At 65.3% G+C, this 17,523-nt stretch carries 19 protein-coding genes; 12 read left to right on the top strand and 7 right to left on the bottom strand.

Annotated elements, in window-relative coordinates; all coding sequences use genetic code 11:
- The first annotated feature begins 141 nt into the window (after nt 1-141).
- The 8 genes from CTR55_RS12055 to CTR55_RS12020 all read left to right on the top strand — a co-directional run bounded on the left by CTR55_RS12055 (nt 142) and on the right by CTR55_RS12020 (nt 8,318).
- The gene (locus CTR55_RS12055) at nt 142-675 is read left to right on the top strand and encodes a FixH family protein (protein WP_296286350.1); all 534 of its coding nucleotides are present in this window, start codon (nt 142-144) and stop codon (nt 673-675) included.
- Entirely contained in the window at nt 672-3,149 is a 2,478-nt protein-coding gene (locus CTR55_RS12050) for a heavy metal translocating P-type ATPase (RefSeq protein ID WP_296286349.1), read from the top strand. Before CTR55_RS12055 ends, CTR55_RS12050 begins: the two co-directional genes overlap by 4 nt.
- A 1-nt stretch (nt 3,150) precedes the next feature.
- Nucleotides 3,151-3,366 (top strand): cbb3-type cytochrome oxidase assembly protein CcoS, encoded by a 216-nt coding sequence (gene ccoS / locus CTR55_RS12045; RefSeq protein ID WP_296286347.1) that lies wholly within the window; start codon nt 3,151-3,153, stop codon nt 3,364-3,366.
- Complete coding sequence (locus tag CTR55_RS12040) at nt 3,359-4,084, top strand: sulfite exporter TauE/SafE family protein (protein WP_296286345.1); 726 nt, start codon at nt 3,359-3,361, stop codon at nt 4,082-4,084. Before ccoS ends, CTR55_RS12040 begins: the two co-directional genes overlap by 8 nt.
- A 72-nt stretch (nt 4,085-4,156) precedes the next feature.
- Nucleotides 4,157-5,539, top strand: coding sequence for an oxygen-independent coproporphyrinogen III oxidase (gene hemN / locus CTR55_RS12035; RefSeq protein ID WP_296286344.1), 1,383 nt, complete (start codon nt 4,157-4,159; stop codon nt 5,537-5,539).
- 258 nt (nt 5,540-5,797) lie between these two features.
- Nucleotides 5,798-6,532 carry a transcriptional regulator Anr gene (gene anr, locus CTR55_RS12030; RefSeq protein WP_296286343.1) on the top strand — a complete coding sequence of 245 codons (735 nt, stop codon included), beginning with the start codon at nt 5,798-5,800 and terminating at the stop codon, nt 6,530-6,532.
- Nucleotides 6,533-6,647: 115 nt separating this feature from the next.
- Nucleotides 6,648-7,196, top strand: a complete 549-nt coding sequence (locus CTR55_RS12025; RefSeq protein WP_045209111.1) for an adenine phosphoribosyltransferase — start codon at nt 6,648-6,650, stop codon at nt 7,194-7,196.
- A 291-nt stretch (nt 7,197-7,487) separates the two neighbouring features.
- Nucleotides 7,488-8,318 (top strand): metal-dependent hydrolase, encoded by an 831-nt coding sequence (locus tag CTR55_RS12020; RefSeq protein WP_296286341.1) that lies wholly within the window; start codon nt 7,488-7,490, stop codon nt 8,316-8,318.
- A gap of 165 nt (nt 8,319-8,483) precedes the next feature.
- Here CTR55_RS12020 and CTR55_RS12015 read toward each other — a convergent pair whose 3' ends face one another.
- Both CTR55_RS12015 and CTR55_RS12010 read right to left on the bottom strand, forming a co-directional pair.
- Nucleotides 8,484-8,879, bottom strand: a complete 396-nt coding sequence (locus CTR55_RS12015; RefSeq protein ID WP_296286340.1) for a GFA family protein — start codon at nt 8,877-8,879, stop codon at nt 8,484-8,486.
- Between the two features lie 30 nt (nt 8,880-8,909).
- Complete coding sequence (locus CTR55_RS12010) at nt 8,910-9,605, bottom strand: TetR family transcriptional regulator (RefSeq protein ID WP_296286338.1); 696 nt, start codon at nt 9,603-9,605, stop codon at nt 8,910-8,912.
- Between the two features lie 114 nt (nt 9,606-9,719).
- On the opposite strand from CTR55_RS12010, the gene CTR55_RS12005 reads away from it, so the two are divergent.
- Nucleotides 9,720-11,264: an NAD(P)/FAD-dependent oxidoreductase gene (locus tag CTR55_RS12005; RefSeq protein WP_296286336.1), complete on the top strand. Its 1,545-nt coding sequence runs from the start codon at nt 9,720-9,722 to the stop codon at nt 11,262-11,264.
- Nucleotides 11,261-12,151, top strand: a complete 891-nt coding sequence (locus CTR55_RS12000; protein WP_296286335.1) for an SDR family NAD(P)-dependent oxidoreductase — start codon at nt 11,261-11,263, stop codon at nt 12,149-12,151. Before CTR55_RS12005 ends, CTR55_RS12000 begins: the two co-directional genes overlap by 4 nt.
- A gap of 101 nt (nt 12,152-12,252) precedes the next feature.
- Here the strand turns inward: CTR55_RS12000 and CTR55_RS11995 are convergent, their stop codons facing one another.
- On the bottom strand, nt 12,253-13,065 hold the full coding sequence (locus tag CTR55_RS11995; protein ID WP_296286334.1) for a class I SAM-dependent methyltransferase: 813 nt from the start codon (nt 13,063-13,065) through the stop codon (nt 12,253-12,255).
- Between the two features lie 28 nt (nt 13,066-13,093).
- Nucleotides 13,094-13,366 carry a DUF4242 domain-containing protein gene (locus CTR55_RS11990; RefSeq protein WP_296286333.1) on the bottom strand — a complete coding sequence of 91 codons (273 nt, stop codon included), beginning with the start codon at nt 13,364-13,366 and terminating at the stop codon, nt 13,094-13,096.
- Nucleotides 13,367-13,549: 183 nt separating this feature from the next.
- Between CTR55_RS11990 and CTR55_RS11985 the strand changes: the two genes are divergently transcribed.
- Both CTR55_RS11985 and CTR55_RS11980 read left to right on the top strand, forming a co-directional pair.
- The gene (locus CTR55_RS11985; RefSeq protein WP_296286331.1) at nt 13,550-14,083 is read left to right on the top strand and encodes an OsmC family protein; all 534 of its coding nucleotides are present in this window, start codon (nt 13,550-13,552) and stop codon (nt 14,081-14,083) included.
- A complete protein-coding gene (locus tag CTR55_RS11980) occupies nt 14,083-15,057 on the top strand; it encodes an AraC family transcriptional regulator (protein ID WP_296286330.1) in 975 nt (324 codons plus the stop codon). Before CTR55_RS11985 ends, CTR55_RS11980 begins: the two co-directional genes overlap by 1 nt.
- Before the next feature lie 91 nt (nt 15,058-15,148).
- On the opposite strand, the gene CTR55_RS11975 is transcribed toward CTR55_RS11980, so the two are convergent.
- The 3 genes from CTR55_RS11975 to CTR55_RS11965 all read right to left on the bottom strand — a co-directional run bounded on the left by CTR55_RS11975 (nt 15,149) and on the right by CTR55_RS11965 (nt 17,487).
- Nucleotides 15,149-16,297: an acyl-CoA dehydrogenase family protein gene (locus tag CTR55_RS11975; protein ID WP_296286329.1), complete on the bottom strand. Its 1,149-nt coding sequence runs from the start codon at nt 16,295-16,297 to the stop codon at nt 15,149-15,151.
- A gap of 132 nt (nt 16,298-16,429) precedes the next feature.
- Entirely contained in the window at nt 16,430-17,029 is a 600-nt protein-coding gene (recR, locus tag CTR55_RS11970; RefSeq protein WP_296286327.1) for a recombination mediator RecR, read from the bottom strand.
- Nucleotides 17,030-17,160: 131 nt separating this feature from the next.
- Nucleotides 17,161-17,487: a YbaB/EbfC family nucleoid-associated protein gene (locus tag CTR55_RS11965; protein WP_045209089.1), complete on the bottom strand. Its 327-nt coding sequence runs from the start codon at nt 17,485-17,487 to the stop codon at nt 17,161-17,163.
- Nucleotides 17,488-17,523: the final 36 nt, after the last annotated feature.

Raw genomic sequence — 17,523 nt, 5'->3', positions numbered from 1 at the left:
ACGCACGCTGAACGAATTGGCACCCCATGTTGCTCATGGGGTGCCAGTACCGATCGAAGCACGTAGAATTCGCCCGCCCCTTCACCGGGTAGCGCCCCGCGCGGCGTTGCCAGCGAGAGAACAAAGAGCATGCAATCGGCCATGAAAACGCCCGTGGAACCCTGGTACAAGCACCTCTGGCCATGGATCATCATCGCCATGCTGGCCACCTCGATCGCCCTCAGCCTGACGATGGTCAACATCGCCGTGAACAACCAGGATTCCCTGGTCAGCGACAACTATTACGAAGCCGGCAAGGGCATCAACCGCTCCCTCGACCGCGAACACCTCGCCCAGCAGCTCAAGCTGCGGGCCAAGATCAGCTTCGACGAGCTGACCGGCGAAGTGGACTTGCGCCTCACCGGCGACAGCCGCCCGGCCACGCTCACCCTCAACCTGCTCTCCCCTACCCTGGAGTCCCAGGACAAGCACCTGGAACTGCGCGCCGCACCCGCCGAGCCGGGCCGCTACACCGCCAGCCTGGACGCTGCCGTGAAAGGTCGCCGCTTCGTCGAACTGCTCGGCGAAGAGAATGGCAAGACCTGGCGTCTGTTCGAGGAAGAGAAGGTCGCTCCCGGCGCTACGCTCGACCTCGGCGACGAGCCCCTCAGCGGAGATGAAGCCGAGCGCCCATGAGCGCCCCGCAGCCCTGCTACCACTGCGCGCTGCCGGTACCGCCCGGCGGCCGCTTCACCGCACCGGTATTAGGCGAGACCCGCGAATTCTGCTGCCCAGGCTGCCAGGCCGTCGCCGAGGCCATCGTCGCCGGCGGCCTGGAAGGCTATTACCGGCATCGCACCGAAGCCGCGCCCAACCCCGATGCCCTGCCCGAACAGCTCACCGACGAACTGAAGCTGTTCGACCGCCCCGACGTGCAGCAGCCCTTCGTCCAGCACCAGGGCGAACTGGCCGAGACGACCCTGATCATGGAAGGCATCAGCTGCGCCGCCTGCGGCTGGCTGATCGAAAAGCACCTCAAGGGTCTCCCGGCGATTGCCGAAGCCGGGCTCAACCTGTCCAACCACCGCCTGCACGTGCGCTGGTCCGACAGCCAGATGCCACTGAGCGAGCTGCTCGCCGAGCTGCGCAAGATCGGCTACGCCGCCCACCCCTTCCAGCCCGACCGCGCCGCCGAGCAACTGCACCAGGAAAACCGCAAGTCCCTGCGCCAGCTGGGCGTCGCCGGCCTGCTGTGGTTCCAGGCGATGATGGCGACCATGGCCACCTGGCCGGAATTCAACATCGACCTCAGCCCCGAGCTGCACGAGATCCTGCGCTGGGTGGCGATGTTCCTCACCACGCCGATCGTCTTCTACTCCTGCCAGCCCTTCTTCCGCGGCGCCATCCGCGACCTGCGCACCCGCCACCTGACCATGGACGTCTCGGTCTCCCTGGCCATTGGCGGCGCCTACCTGGCTGGCATCTGGACTGCCGTCACCGGCCACGGCGACCTGTACTTCGACGCCGTCGGCATGTTCGCCCTGTTCCTGCTCGCCGGCCGTTACCTCGAACGCCGCGCCCGCGAACGCACCGCCGCCGCCACCGCGCAACTGGTCAACCTGCTGCCCGCGTCCTGCCTGCGCCTGGACGACAGCGGCCAGAGCAGCCGCGTGCTGCTGAGCGAGCTGAATGTCGGCGACCGCGTGCTGGTACAGCCCGGCGCGGTGATTCCCGCCGACGGCCTGATCCTCGACGGCCAGTCAAGCGTCGACGAATCCCTGCTCACCGGCGAATACTTGCCGCAGCCATGCCAGAGTGGCGACAGCGTCACCGGCGGCACCCTTAACGTCGAAGGCCCGCTGACCGTGCAAGTCAAAGCCCTCGGCGGCGACAGCCGGCTGTCCGCCATCGTCCGGCTACTGGAACGCGCCCAGTCGGACAAACCGCGCCTGGCTGAACTCGCCGACAAGGCCGCGCAATGGTTCCTCATTGCCCTGTTGGTGCTCGCCGCCGTGGTCGGCCTGTTCTGGTGGCAACACGACGCCTCCCGCGCCTTCTGGGTGGTCCTGGCGATGCTGGTGGCGACCTGCCCCTGCGCGCTATCCCTGGCCACTCCCACTGCGCTGACCGCCGCCACCGGCAGCCTGCACAAGCTCGGCCTGCTAGTCACTCGCGGGCATGTGCTGGAAGGACTGAACCACATCGACACGGTGATTTTCGACAAGACCGGCACCCTCACCGAAGGCCGCCTGACGCTGCGCGCAGTCAGGCCGCTGGGCGCACTGGACAGCGATACCTGCCTGGCCCTGGCCGCTGCGTTGGAGAACCGCTCCGAACACCCCATCGCCCGCGCCTTCGGCCGTGCGCCGCAGCCCGCCGAGAATGTCGAGAGCCATCCCGGCCTGGGCCTGGAAGGCCGGGTTGGCGAACGCCGCCTGCGCATCGGTGAGCCGTCCTTCGTCTGCACACTGAGCGGCAGCGACGCGCCCCGGCACCCACAGGAACCCGGCCAGTGGCTGCTGTTGGGTGACGAAAGCGGCGCCCTCGCCTGGCTGGTGCTGGACGACCGTATCCGCGAAGACGCCGCCGACCTGCTCGAAGCCTGCCGCGCCCGTGGCTGGCACACCCTGCTGCTGTCCGGCGACAGTTCGCCCATGGTCGGCCGCGTTGCCGCCGAACTGGGCATCGACGACTGCCGGGGTGGTCTGCGCCCGGACGACAAGTTGGAAGTCCTGCGCCAACTGCACCAGCAAGGCCACCGCGTCTTGATGCTGGGTGACGGCGTGAACGACGTACCGGTGCTGGCTGCCGCCGACATCAGCGTCGCCATGGGTTCGGCCACCGACCTGGCCAAGACCAGCGCCGACGCCGTGCTGCTGTCCAACCGCCTGGACAGCGTGGTGCAGGCCTTCGGCCTGGCGCGCCGTACCCGTCGGGTGATCATCGAGAACCTGATCTGGGCAGGGCTGTACAATGGCCTGATGTTGCCCTTCGCCGCCCTCGGCTGGATCACCCCCGTGTGGGCTGCGGTGGGCATGTCGATCAGTTCGCTGACCGTGGTGCTCAACGCCCTGCGCCTGACCCGGCTGCCGAAGGGCGCCGGCGCCCCGCCAGCGACCACCGCCCTGCCAGCCGCCCCTCGGGCGACCCAGGCGCTGCCCCGGAGTTGAAATGCCCGCACTCTACATAATGATTCCAGTTGCCGTGGTGATCGTCGGCATCTGCATCGCGATCTTCTTCTGGGCGGTGAACAGCGGCCAGTACGACGATATGGACGGGCCGGCCCACAGCATCCTGTTCGACGACGAAGACCCCAAGCACCAGGCCGGCATCGACGAAGCCGAAGGCCAGGAGCAAAAGGATCAGAAGGACCGGGGCGATGCCTGAACTGGCGCCGCTGCTGGCGTCCGCGCTGATCCTCGGCCTGCTCGGCGGCGGTCACTGTCTGGGCATGTGCGGCGGCCTGATGGGTGCGTTGACCATGGCCATTCCGCCGGAGCAGCGCGGCCGCCGTCTGCGCCTGCTGCTGGCCTACAACCTCGGCCGCATCCTCAGCTACGCCTGTGCCGGGCTGCTGCTAGGCCTCGCCGGCTGGGCCGTGGCGCGCACACCGTTCGCCTCCGCGCTGCGGGTAATCGCCGGGCTGCTGCTGATCGCCATGGGCCTGTACCTGGCCGGCTGGTGGAGCGGCCTGACCCGTATCGAAGCCCTCGGTCGCGGCCTGTGGAAGCACATCCAGCCTTTCGCCAGCCGCCTACTGCCGGTCGCCACCGTGCCGCGCGCGCTGCTGCTCGGCGCGCTCTGGGGCTGGCTACCCTGCGGGCTGGTCTACAGCACGCTGCTCTGGGCCACGAGCCAAGGCTCGGCCGTGGACAGCGCCTTGCTGATGCTCGCCTTCGGCCTCGGCACCTGGCCGGTGCTGCTGGTGACCGGGCTCGCCGCCGAGCGCGTTACCGCCCTGTTGCGCAAGCGCAGCGTGCGCATGGCCGGCGGCATCCTGGTGATTCTTTTCGGCCTGTGGACCCTCCCCGGCCCGCACCAGGCCTGGGTCATGGGCCACGATATGCACGCCAGCGCCGCCCAACCCCACCATAAAGCCGTTTGATACAGGTCAACAGGCCACTGTCGGACTCTCCCTAGACTGCGTGGGAAAAGCTCGCCACCGGGGAACATCGGCATGCTCGACAATATTCGCTGGGACGCAGATCTGATACGCCGATACGATCTGTCCGGTCCGCGCTACACCTCCTATCCCACCGCGGTGCAATTCCACGAAGGAGTCGGACCCTTCGACCTGCTGCACGCGCTGCGCGATAGCCAGAAGGCACAGCGCCCGCTTTCGCTCTATGTGCACGTCCCATTCTGCGCGAACATCTGCTACTACTGCGCCTGCAATAAAGTCATCACCAAGGATCGCGGCCGCAGCGCCCCCTACCTCGCCCGCCTGATCCGCGAGATCGAGATCGTCAGCCGTCACCTGGGCCGCCAGCAGCAAGTCGAGCAACTGCATTTCGGCGGAGGTACCCCAACCTTCCTCAGCCCTGGCCAGCTGCGCGAACTGATGGCGCAATTACGTACCCACTTCCACTTCGTCGAGGGCGACTTCGGCGACTACGGTATCGAGATCGACCCACGCGAGGCCGACTGGTCGACCATGGGCCTGCTCCGCGAGCTGGGTTTCAACCGCGCCAGCATCGGCGTGCAGGACTTCAACCTGGAGGTGCAGCACGCCATCAATCGCCTGCAGAGCCTCGATGAAACACGCGCCATCATCGACGCTGCGCGTACTTTGCAATTCCGCTCGATCAACATCGACCTGATCTACGGCCTGCCCAAACAGACACCAGGCACCTTCGCCCGCACCGTCGAGCAGGTCATCGCCCTGCAGCCCAATCGGCTGTCGGTGTTCAACTACGCACACCTCCCCGAACGCTTCCCGACGCAGCGTCGGATCAAGGCCGAGGACCTGCCCTCCCCCGGGCAGAAGCTGGAGATATTGCAGCGCACCACCGAGCAACTGGAGGCCGCCGGCTACCGCTACATCGGCATGGACCACTTCGCCCTGCCGGACGACGAACTGGCCATGGCTCAGGAAGACGGCACCCTGCAGCGCAACTTCCAGGGCTACACCACCCACGGCCATTGCGACCTGGTGGGTCTGGGCGCATCCTCGATCAGCCGGATCGGCGACCTCTACAGCCAGAACAGCACCGACATCACGGACTACCAGAACACCCTCGACCAGGGCCAGCTCGCCACCCGCCGTGGCCTGCACTGCAACAAGGACGACCTCATCCGCCGCGCGGTGATCCAACAACTGATCTGCCATTTCCAGCTGAATTTCGAGGACATCGAGGACCTCTACAACGTCGACTTCCGCGGCTACTTTGCCGACATCTGGCCCGACCTCGAGCAATTTGCCGCTGACGGCCTGATCATCCTCGGCCCACGAGGCATCGATGTCAGCGCCTCCGGAAGGCTATTGGTCCGCTCGCTGTGCATGCTGTTTGACCGCTACCTGCCGATGCAAAACCTGCAACGTTTCTCGCGAGTCATCTGATCCTTGAGCTTCCCTTCGCACGACCGACGGTACGGGGCCAACTGTCGCACCCTTTGCTACAGGATATGTCTGTAGTCCTCAGATGTAGGAACAGCCCTGAACCGGCACTTTTCGAAAGTATTCGAGTCACAGCGCAACCCTTGAAAAGCCTCCTTCCCGTCGCTGAAAGCAGCGATTCAGACAGGTTGCCAACTGGCGCACGGTCCGCCGTCTGCGGTACCCTTGGTTTTTGTGTGCCATCCCATTCAAGGAACACTCATGGCCGAAACCATCAAAGTGCGCGCATTACCCCAGGCGCACTGCAAGGATTGCAGCCTGGCGCCCCTCTGCCTGCCCCTGTCGCTGAACCACAGCGACATGGACGCTCTCGATGAAATCGTCAAACGTGGCCGACCGCTGAAGAAAGGCGAATTCCTGTTCCGCCAGGGCGATGCCTTCAGCTCCGTCTTCGCCGTGCGCTCTGGCGCGCTGAAGACCTTCAGCATCACCGACGGCGGTGAAGAACAGATCACCGGTTTCCACCTCCCCAGCGAACTGGTCGGCCTGTCCGGCATGGACACCGAGAGCTACCCGGTATCGGCCCAGGCCCTGGAAACCACTTCGGTCTGCGAGATCCCCTTCGAACGCCTGGACGAACTGTCCGAACAATTGCCGCAACTGCGCCGCCAACTGCTGCGGTTGATGAGCCGCGAAATCCGTGACGACCAGCAGATGATGATGCTGCTGTCGAAGAAGACCGCCGACGAGCGCATCGCCACCTTCCTGGTCAACCTCTCCGCGCGCTTCCGCGCCCGTGGCTTCTCGGCTCAGCAGTTCCGACTGGCCATGTCGCGCAACGAGATCGGCAACTACCTGGGCCTGGCGGTTGAAACCGTCTCCCGCGTGTTCACCCGTTTCCAGCAGAACGGCCTGATTGCCGCCGAAGGCAAGGAAGTGCACATCCTCGACTCCATCGAGTTGTGCGCATTGGCCGGTGGCCAGCTGGAAAGCTGACAGACACGAAAGCTGACCAATTGGTTGACTTTCCGGTCATCGAAAACGGGCTCGCCGACTGGCGGGCCCGTTATACTTTGGCCTCTGCAAAAACCGCATCAGGTGCACATCCAGCATGATCCTCAACCAACTCGACCTGAAGTCCGTGATCCGTGCCGTTCCCGACTTTCCCAAGCCCGGCGTCATGTTCCGCGACATCACCCCGCTGTTCCAGTCGCCGCGAGCCCTGCGCTTCGTCGCCGACAGCTTCATCCAGCGCTACGTCGAGGCCGACTTCACCCACATCGGCGCCATGGATGCGCGAGGCTTCCTGATCGGTTCGATCATCGCCTACGAGCTGAACAAGCCCCTGGTGCTGTTCCGCAAGCGCGGCAAGCTGCCGGCCGACGTGCTGGCCCAGGCCTACGAGACCGAGTACGGCGAAGCCCTGCTGGAAGTCCACGCCGACAGCCTGTGCGAAGGCGACAGCGTGCTGATCTTCGATGACCTGATCGCCACCGGCGGCACCCTGCTGGCCGCCGCACAACTGGTACGCCGCATGGGCGCCAGCGTATTCGAGGCCGCCGCGATCATCGACCTGCCAGAGCTGGGCGGTTCGACCAAGCTCAACGACGCACAGATCCCCACCTACAGCCTGACTGCCTTCGCCCTCGACGAGCAGTGACAGATCGCTGTCAATAAAAACGGGCGCTTCGGCGCCTGTTTTCATTTCTGCACCTCCCCCCCTGCACACAACCGCCCCATCCAATGGCTGGTCGTGAGCCCTTTGGCCTGATTCGACCCAGCCACGGCCACATATGACCTTTCGATTGTCCGACAAGGCTCCGAACATGACATCAGCTAATGGCACATTCGCAAGGTGCATAGCGAACTAACGACAGGGCTTGTCCCAGGTCGCGCCCCTGCCGCGTCGCCCTTCGGAACACCAAGCCCGCACAACAAGAAGGAGTTAGTCATGAACGCCACTACCACACCGATCCGCGCCAATTTCCCGGTCCGCCGCATGGACTTCAGCTTCAGCGAAACGCCGAAATACTGGTGGGACGGGCAACCCTTCATGACTCACTTCATGAACAACCTGTCCTCGCTGTTCCCCTATGGCGAGAAGTTCTTCGTCGACAGCGTGCGCGCCGTGCGTGAGCGTATCCAGGACCCGCAGTTGCAGAAGGACGTCAGCGCCTTCATCGGCCAGGAAGCCATGCACTCCAAGGAGCACGCGGCCTACAACGAGTACGCCGACGAGCACGGCATCGACCTGGAAACCCTGGAGCTGCGCATCAAGGTACTGCTCGAATCCATCAGCAAGGTCACCACCAAGAAGCACCATCTGGCGATCACCTGCGCCCTGGAGCACTTCACCGCGAGCATGGCCGAGCAACTGCTTAAGCGTGAAGACCTGAGCAGCCAGATGAAGTCGGACAAGATGTACAAGCTATGGATGTGGCACGCCGTCGAGGAGAACGAGCACAAGGCCGTGGCGTACGACGTCTACCAGCAGGTCTACGGCGGTTACTTCACCCGCACTGCGGTGATGCTGATCACCACCGTGATCTTCCTCAGCGTCATCGGAGGCTTCCAGATCAACCTGCTGCGCCGCGACGGCCAGCTGTTCAACTGGCGCAGCTGGAAGCACGGCCTCGGCGTGCTGCTGCATCCGCGCCGCGGCTACCTCGTCAGCCTGATCCGCCCGTGGCTGGACTATTTCCGCCCCGGCTTCCACCCCTTCGACCACGACACCAAGGCGCTGGAAACCCGCTGGAAGGAAGCGCTGGATTTCGCCGGCTGACCTTCACGCCCCAACGAAAACGCCAGGCATTGCCTGGCGTTTTTCATTCAACCCCACCGTGCCGAATGACGGTTTCTGTAGGAGCGAGCTTGCTCGCGAACGGACGCCGCTCCGGCGCCGAGAGGTTCGCGAGCAAGCTCGCTCCTACAAAAACATGACCGGCCGTCAGCCCTCAGCACGGCGCGGCAGGTCATCCAGCGTCTCGAACCACGACAGCTGCGAAGAGCACCACACATGGCATTGCGGCTCGATCAGCTCAGGCTCGTCCAGGGTCACGGTGTTGAGCCCGACCGTTTCGCCGTCGCGCACGCGGAACTCCATCGGCGTGCCGCATTTCACGCAGAAGCGCCTTTCGCCGTCCTCACTGGAACGCCACATCCCCAGCTCCCCGGCGGTATAGGCAAAGCCCGTCAGCGGGATCACCGCCCAGGGCACCGCCGGCGCGGCATTGGACTTCTGGCAGATGCGGCAATGGCAGTAGCCGGTCTCTTCCGGCTCGGCATCCACCCGGTAGCGCACTGCGCCACAGGCGCAGCCGCCGAACAGGGGCAAAGGCAACATGCTGCAACTCCCGCTACGTCCCAAGAAGACTCAGAGCCTAGCCAGCATGCCGAAGGTCTGCAGCACCGCGACGCCAGTGAAGAGCAACAGGATTTGTCGCTCGGCCAGCACGCAGACCTCTTCGCGCTGCCCAGGTGGGCGTTCCAGGTAATCCAGCGACTGCTGGAACAATTGCCGGCTGATCAGCCGCGACAGCTGATTCAGCTCGTTTTCGTCGATGTCTGGCAGCAGGTGGAACTGGCGGATGTCCTCGGCCATGTCCTCACCGAAATCGTCCATCACCCGCGCCAGCGCTTCGCGAAGTACCGGCGACGGCCCGTGCAATTCACGCACGCCAATGATGAAAGCCTGCGGATTGCCTTCCACGAAATCGAAGAACAGCCGCACCGTCTCCCGCGTCACCCGCTGGCCGCGCTCCAGGTCCAGACCGAAAGGCACGCTGGCGGCGCCCTCCCCCGGCTGCGCCCGCTCGGCGGCTTCGCGGCGCAAATCGCGCAGCGGCTGGCGCAGCTGGGTGGCAATGTCGCGGATGATCGCCAACCCCAGGTCGTCCACGTCACCGAAGTGCCGGTAGAAGGTGTTCGGGTTCAGCCCCGCTTCCCGCGCCAGCTCCCGCAGCCCCAGGCTGCTCAGGCTGCGCCGGGTGGCCGCCAGGCGCAGCGCCGCATCGATCAGCGCGCGCTTGCCGGCGGCTTCCGCTGGCCGTTCTTCCTGTCCAATTTCCATGCGTCTGGTACTCGCCCCCATCTAAGGTTGGTTGCCCCAGAAGTATACAGATGTCTACATTTCATCACGTAGACAGTTGTATACGCCAGCAACAATCATAACAGGAGCTTGGCAATGGGCACCCAACCTAAGTCTGCCGCGAGCAGACACTGCAAAGTCGCCATCATCGGCACCGGGTTTTCCGGGCTGGGCATGGCGATCCGCCTGAAGCAGGAAGGCGAGAACGACTTTCTGCTGTTCGAGAAGGACGCCGGCGTCGGCGGCACCTGGCGGGTCAACAACTACCCGGGCTGCGCCTGCGACGTGCAATCCCACGTCTACTCCTTCTCCTTCGAGCCGAACCCGGACTGGACGCGCATGTTCGCCCGCCAGCCGGAAATCCGCGCCTACCTTGAGAACTGCTGGAAGAAGTACCGCCTGGAAGACAAGACGCTGCTGAACACCGCCATGGAGCGCTTTGAGTGGGACGACGAGCAGCAGCTCTGGCACCTGTTCGACGCCGCCGGCAACCACTACACCGCCAAGGCCGTCGTCTCGGGCATGGGCGGGCTGTCGATCCCCTCGATCCCGCCGCTCAAGGGCCTGGAGAACTTCCAGGGCAAGGCCTTCCACTCCCAGCAGTGGGACCATGACTACGACCTCAAGGGCAAGCGCATCGCGGTGATCGGCACCGGTGCCTCGGCTATCCAGTTCGTCCCGGAAATCCAGCCGCTGGTGGCCAAGCTCGACCTCTACCAGCGTACCGCACCGTGGATCCTGCCCAAGCCGGACCGCGCCATCAGCGACAAGGAGCGCGCGCGCTTCCGTCATTTCCCGGCCGTACAGAAGCTCTGGCGCGGCGCGCTCTACAGCATGCTCGAAGGCCGCGTACTGGGCTTCACCTTCGCCCCCTGGGCGATGAAGCTGGTGGGCAGGCTGGCCGAACGCTTCATCCGCCAGCAGGTCAAGGATCCGGACCTGCGCCGCAAATTGACCCCCGACTACACCATCGGCTGCAAACGCGTGCTCATGTCGCACAACTACTACCCGGCGCTGGCGGCTTCCAACGCCTCAGTGATCGTCGACGGCATCCGCGAGATCAAGGCCGGCAGCATCATCACCAGCGACGGCCGCGAACGCCAGGTGGACGCCATCATCTTCGGCACCGGCTTCACCGCCAACGATCCGATCCCCCGTGGCGTGGTGTTCGGCAAGGGTGGCGTCGATCTGCTCGACACCTGGAACAACGGCCCGGAAGCCTACAAGGGCACCGTCACCCGCGGCTTCCCCAACCTGTTCTTCCTCATGGGCCCGAACACCGGCCTGGGCCACAACTCGATGGTCTACATGATCGAATCGCAGATCGCCTACGTACTGGGCGCCATCAAGCTGATGGACCGCCGCGAGCTGCAGAGCGTCGAAGTCAAGCAAGAAGCGCAGGAGCGCTGGAACGAGAAGCTGCAGCGCGGCCTCAACCACAGCGTGTGGAACACCGGCGGCTGCAAGAGCTGGTACCTGCACCCGGTGAGCGGGCGCAACTGCACCCTGTGGCCGGGCTTCACCTGGCGATTCCGCGCGCTGACGCGCCAGTTCGATCCCAGCGCCTATCATCTGAAGGCCAAGCCGCTGAACAATCCCGTTGTCCAACCGCAACGCCATGCAGAAGAGGTGCCGGCATGAAGAACTTCGAGAACAAGGTCGCCGCCATCACCGGCGCGGGCTCCGGCATCGGCCGTGCCCTGGCGATGGAACTGGCCTCCCGTGGCTGCCACCTGGCCCTGGCGGACGTCAACGCCGCCGGCCTGGAGGAGACCCGCCAGTTGCTCGCTTCCTCCGGTGTGCGCGTGTCGATCGACACCGTAAACGTCGCCGACCGCGAACAGGTGCATGCCTGGGCCGACAAGGCCGTCGGCGAGCACGGCAAGGTCAACCTGGTATTCAACAACGCTGGCGTTGCCCACGCCGGCACCGTGGAAGCCAGCGACTATGAAGAGTACGAGTGGATCACCAATATCAACTTCTGGGGCGTGGTCTACGGCACCAAGGCCTTCCTGCCGCACCTCAAGGCCTCCGGTGACGGTCACATCGTCAACGTCTCCAGCGTCTTCGGCCTGTTCTCCCAGCCGGGCATGAGTGCTTACAACGCCACCAAATTCGCCGTGCGCGGCTTCACCGAGTCACTGCGCCAGGAACTGGACATGGAACGCGGCGGCGTCTCCGCCAGTTGCGTGCACCCCGGCGGGATCAAGACCAACATCGCCAAGACCGCGCGGATGAACGACAGCATGGTCAAGGTCACCGGGCAGAACGCCGAGCAGGCCCGCAGCCAGTTCAACGACCAGCTGCTGCGCACCACTCCACGGAAGGCCGCCCAGGTGATCATTCGCGGCGTGGAGCGAGATTCGCGGCGCATCCTGATCGGCCCGGACGCCCACGCCATCGACGTGATGCTGCGCCTGCTGCCGGTCTGGTACCAGAAGGTGGTCACCGGCAGCATGAAGCTGGCCAAGCGCTTCGCGCCCAAGCCCAAGCGCAAATCAACGGCTGACGGCTACGAGGCCAAGTAGCGCATCGACGTAAAGAGTCCCTTTTTCCCTGTCGGGCCGGCGCCCATCCCCCTTACCCCCGGATGGGCGCCGTTTTTTCACCGCCCCATGACGGGCAGCGGTCAACGACGGGTCAGCACCACCTCCAGGTATTCGCTGGGCACCACCAGCGACGAGGGGCCGGCGCGATTGCTCGCTTCGAGCAGCTGAGTCAGGTCATGCTCCAGCGACTTCCCATCCGCTTCCGGCAGGTTGGCGAAAGCCTTGTGCAGCGGGCCGTACCAGTCGCGGAATATCTCGATGAAATGCGCCGCTGAGCGATAGCGGAAGTTGAAGACTTGCCGCGTCGCGCGCAGCTCGCCGATCGATTCGCCGAACAGCTCGCGCAGATGCTCCTCCCGCCCCCACGCAGACGGCGGACGCACACCCGCCGCCGGCGGGATATAACCCGCAAGCACCTTGAACACCTGGCCGATAAAGCCTTCGGGCGTCCAGTTGGCCAGGCCGATGCGCCCGCCGGAACGACAGACTCGCGCCAGCTCCGACGCTGCCTTGGACTGGTCGGGAGTAAACATCACCCCGAAGGTCGAAACCACCGCATCGAAGCTGTCGGCCTCGAAGGGTAGCGCCTCGGCATCGGCCTCGCGGAACTCGACGTCCAGATGTTCGGCGCGGGCGCGCTCGGCACCCAGCTCCAGCAGCCGCGGCACATAGTCGGTGGACATCACCCGGCAACCGCGCCGGGCGGCAGCCAGGGTGACGTTGCCATTGCCGGCGGCGACATCCAGCACCCGCTCGCCGCAGAGCAGGTCGCAGGCTTCGGCCAGGCGTTCGCCAACGATCTGCAGGGTGGTGCCGATCACGGCGTAGTCTCCACTGGCCCAGGTGGCCATCTGGCGTTGTTTCAGGGCATTGAGGTCTACAGCGGTAGTCATTGTCGTTCTCCTGACAAGCGAGGCGCGCTCATTCGGCGGTGGTCGGATCGAGGGTGGTGACGACCTGCGATATCCGATTGGCCGGGAAGCCGCCCAGTCGCGCGTGCTCTCGCACGGCTGCTTCGTCGGGGGCGATGTACAGGCAGTAGATGCGGTCCGCGACCACATGGCTGTGCAACCACTGCACCTGCGGCCCGAGTTGGCTCAGGACGTTGCAGGACTTCTGCGCGATGGCCTGGAAATCGCGGGCGGTCAGGGCTCCGGCGCCGGGGATCTCGCGCTCTATGACGAACTTCGGCATGACACTCTCCATTAGTGGGCTGATGCGGGTACCGCGACATCCCGCACCTTCATGCTGCGCCGCCGCCTGATCGGCGTCCTGCTCCAGCGTCGGTCTTGCCTGTCCGATCGTCCGGCGGCCCGTCACAGCTGTGCTTTCGCGCCCAGACTTCGAGAAGAACCTCGCCTCGGAGGCGTCTTGGCCATGAGCACGCAAACCATCCTCTCTGCCCAACAGCGCCTGGAGCACCTGGTACGCCAGCGTCCCGGCGTTGCCCAGGTGAAAGACATCCCCGCCACCGCGCTCTGGGAAGGTGGCGGCAAGACCCAGACTCGTCATCCGGACGGCAACCTGATCCACACCGACCTGCCGCAGGAACTGGGCGGCGATGGCGAGCGCGTCAGCCCCGGCTGGCTGCTGCGCGCCGCGCTGGCATCCTGCGCCGTCACGCGTATCGCCATGCTGGCGGCCGAACGCGGTATGCAGCCGCAGCGGCTGGAAGCGGAAGTCACCAGCGACACGGACCTGCACGGCCTGCTCGGGTTGCCCCGCGAAGATGGCCAGCGCATCCCCGCCGGCCCGCTGGCTATCCACGTGCAGATCAGCATCAGCGTGCCGGGCGCCGCGCAAGCAGAGGTGCGCGAACTGGTCGAGCAGGCCATGCGCGTCTCGCCCATGCTCAGCGCCCTGGCCGAAGCCGTGCCGGTGCACCTGGACATCGACAGCGGCACCCCCTGATGGACGCACTGTCGGAAACCCTGCGCGTGGTCCGGCTGGTCGGCGCCATCTTCATCAATGCGCGCTTCACCGCACCCTGGTGCTATCAATCGCCACGGGCGGACTCGGTGGTCGAACTGCTGGAGCCCGGCGCCGAACAGGTGGTGATCTTCCACCTGATCACCGAGGGCGAATGCTTCGTCGAGATGGGCAAGGCCGAGCCGGTGCGGCTGGTGGCCGGCGACGCGGTGATCTTCCCCCAGGGCCACGCCCACCGCATGGCCTCGCAACCCGGCGTCCCGCCCGCCACGGGAGCACGACTGGACGCGGTGTTGGCCCGTCGGCCACGCCAACTGGCCTATGGCGGCGGCGGTGCCACGACGCGTCTGGTTTGCGGCTACCTCGCCTGCGATGCACGACTGGCGAGGCTGCTGCTCACGGGGCTGCCAGCACTGGTCAAGGTCAACGTACGCGGCTCGGCGGCCGGCGCCTGGCTGGAGTCCTCGGTGCGTTATGCGCTGGCCGAGGCACGCTCCCCACGCCCCGGCGGTGCTGGAGTGCTGGCCAAACTGGCTGAGGTGTTGTTCATCGAGGTGCTGCGCCTGTACATGGAGGAACAGGGCGAGGACCGCAGCGGCTGGCTCGCCGGGCTGCACGACCGCATCGTCGGCAGCGCCTTGGGTGCTCTGCACAAGTCGCCGGCGCATCCCTGGAGCCTGGAGGAACTGGCGCGCTGCGCCGGCACTTCGCGCTCGGTACTGGCCGAGCGCTTCCTCGGCCTGGTCGGCTGCCCGCCCATGCAGTACCTCACCCAGTGGCGCATGCTGCTGGCCGCCAACCTGCTGCGCGGCAGCAATGCCCCGCTGGCACGGATTGCCGAAGACGTTGGCTATCAGACGGACACCGCCTTCAGCCGCGCCTTTCGCCGCGAATACGGTTGCCCGCCGGCGGCGTGGCGACGCAGCCAATCCGCTGGCACACGCCCCACCATGTAGGAGCGAGCTTGCTCACGAACGCTTTCCGGCGATTAACGGCGTCAGGCAGATTCGCGAGCAAGCTTGCTCCTACAAGAGCTATCTGTGCGACTTACAGCCCCATCTGCTTGGCGATGATCTCGTTCATGATTTCCCGCGTGCCGCCGCCAATGGAGAGGATGCGGTTGTCGCGGTACAGCCGCTCCACCAGGCTCTCGCGCATGTAACCCATGCCGCCCAGCACCTGCACCGCGTCGTAGGTCACCCGGTCGGCGACGTCGGTGGCGAAGTTCTTGGCCATGGAGATTTCCTTGATCACGCTCTTTCCGACGGCCATCTTCGCCGCCTGGCGGTAGGTGAACTCGCGCGAAACCTCGACCTGCGTGGCCATCTCCGCCAGCCGGTGCTTGAGCACCTGGAACTTGCCGACGGGCTTGCCGAATGCCTCGCGCTCGCGGCTCCAGGCCAGCGCCTCGTCCAGTGCCAGCTGGGCAGTCATGTTGGCCATGATCGCCAGGGCCAGTCGCTCACTCTGGAAGTTCGCCATGATGCAGGCGAAACCCATGTTCTCCGTACCGATCAGGTTCTCCACCGGCACCTTGCAGTCGTCGAAGAACAGCTCGGCGGTGTCCGACGCCCACCAGCCCATCTTCTTCAGCTTGCGGCTGACGGTGAAGCCAGGCGCGCCCTTCTCCACCAGCAGCAGGCTGACGCCGCCGAAGCCATCGCCGCCGGTGCGCACGGCCACGGTGTAGTAGTCAGCGCGCACGCCGCTGGTGATGAAGGTTTTGCTGCCGCTCACGCGGTAGTGGTCGCCGTCGCGCACGGCGCGGGTCTTCAGGCTGGCGACGTCGGAGCCGCCGGACGGCTCGGTGACCGCCAGTGCCATGATCTTCTCGCCAGCCAGCACCTGCGGCGCGATGCGCTCGCGCAGCTCCGGGCGGCCCCACTTGATCAGCGGCGGCAGGCCGATATCCAGCGAGCCCAGCCCCGCCACCAACCCGCCGGAGCCACAGCGCATCAGCTCCTCGCTGGCCGCCACCTTGGCAAACAGGTCGCCCTCGTGGCTGCCGCCGAGCGCCTCGGGGTAGCCGATGCCGAGGATGCCGGCCTCGCCCGCCTTGCGGTACAGCTCGCGGGGAAACTCCTCGGCCTCCTCCCAGTCAGCGACATGAGGGAGGATTTCACGCTCGACGAAGCGCCGCACGCTGTCGCGGACCAGGCGGTGGCTGTCATCGAAGTATTCGGCGAACACGGACATGGCAAGGCTCCAGACGATTTGCCTGAAAACTTACCGAGCGCTTGCTTGGTTTACAAGGCGAGACACCCGCCATCGGCTAGGACAGATGCGCCGTCTACCGCCTAATTGAAGTGGAAATGGCGAAAGCCCGAGTTAGCCGTTGATCGGCCGGCGCCCTGCCAGGGCGTGGGCCAGGGTACCGCCATCCACCAGTTCCAGCTCGCCACCCAGGGGTACGCCGTGGGCGATGCGCGACAGCACCAGATCGCCGCCGCCGAGCAGTTGGGCGATGTAGTGGGCAGTTGCCTCACCTTCCACCGTGGGGTTGGTGGCGAGGATGATCTCGCTGAAGTTGCCCGCCTTGATCCGCGCTTGCAGTTCGGGGATACCGATGGCTTCCGGGCCGAGGCCGTCCAGCGGCGACAGGTGCCCCTTGAGCACGAAGTAGCGGCCGCGGTAGCCAGTCTGTTCGACGGCGAACACGTCCAGCGGGCCTTCCACCACGCACAGCAGGCTGTCGTCACGGCGCGGGTCGGTGCACTGCGGGCAGAAGTCGTCTTCGGACAGGGTACGGCACTGCTTGCAATGGCCGACGCCCTCCATCGCCTGGGTCAGCGCCTGAGCCAGACGCAGGCCGCCGCTGCGGTCACGCTCCAGCAGCTGCAGCGCCATGCGCTGGGCACTCTTCTGCCCCACTCCGGGCAGGGTGCGCAGGGCATCGATCAGTTGGCGGATCAGCGGCGTGAAGCTCATGGGGCGGTCTCGGATTTCCAAGTGGCTAGAACGACTGTAGGAGCGAGCTTGCTGGCGAACCTTGCCAGGCCGTGAGGCCGGGAGAGCGTTCGCGAGCAAGCTCGCTCCTACAGTTCGGGGTAAAGCGTGGATCAGAACGGCATCTTGAAGCCCGGCGGGAGCTGCATGCCAGCAGTCATGCCGGACATCTTGTCCTGGTTGTTCTGCTCGATCTTGCGCACGGCGTCGTTCACGGCGGCGGCGATCAGGTCTTCGAGGATTTCCTTGTCTTCCTGCATCAGGCTGTCATCCAGGGAGACGCGCTTGACGTCGTGGCGACCGGTCATCACCACGCTCACCAGGCCGGCGCCGGATTGACCGGTCACTTCGGCGTTGGCCAGCTCTTCCTGCATCTTCTGCATTTTTTCCTGCATCTGCTGGGCCTGCTTCATCAGGCCGGCCATGCCACCTTTCATCATGTCGAGTTCCTCGATTCGTTCAGTCGTCGGCGCAGG

Origin of the sequence: Pseudomonas sp. (assembly GCF_002796985.1) — a bacterium.
Lineage (GTDB): Bacteria > Pseudomonadota > Gammaproteobacteria > Pseudomonadales > Pseudomonadaceae > Pseudomonas.
Note: the sequence above shows the minus strand (reverse complement) of the source record. Positions and strands in the feature narration are given on the sequence as shown.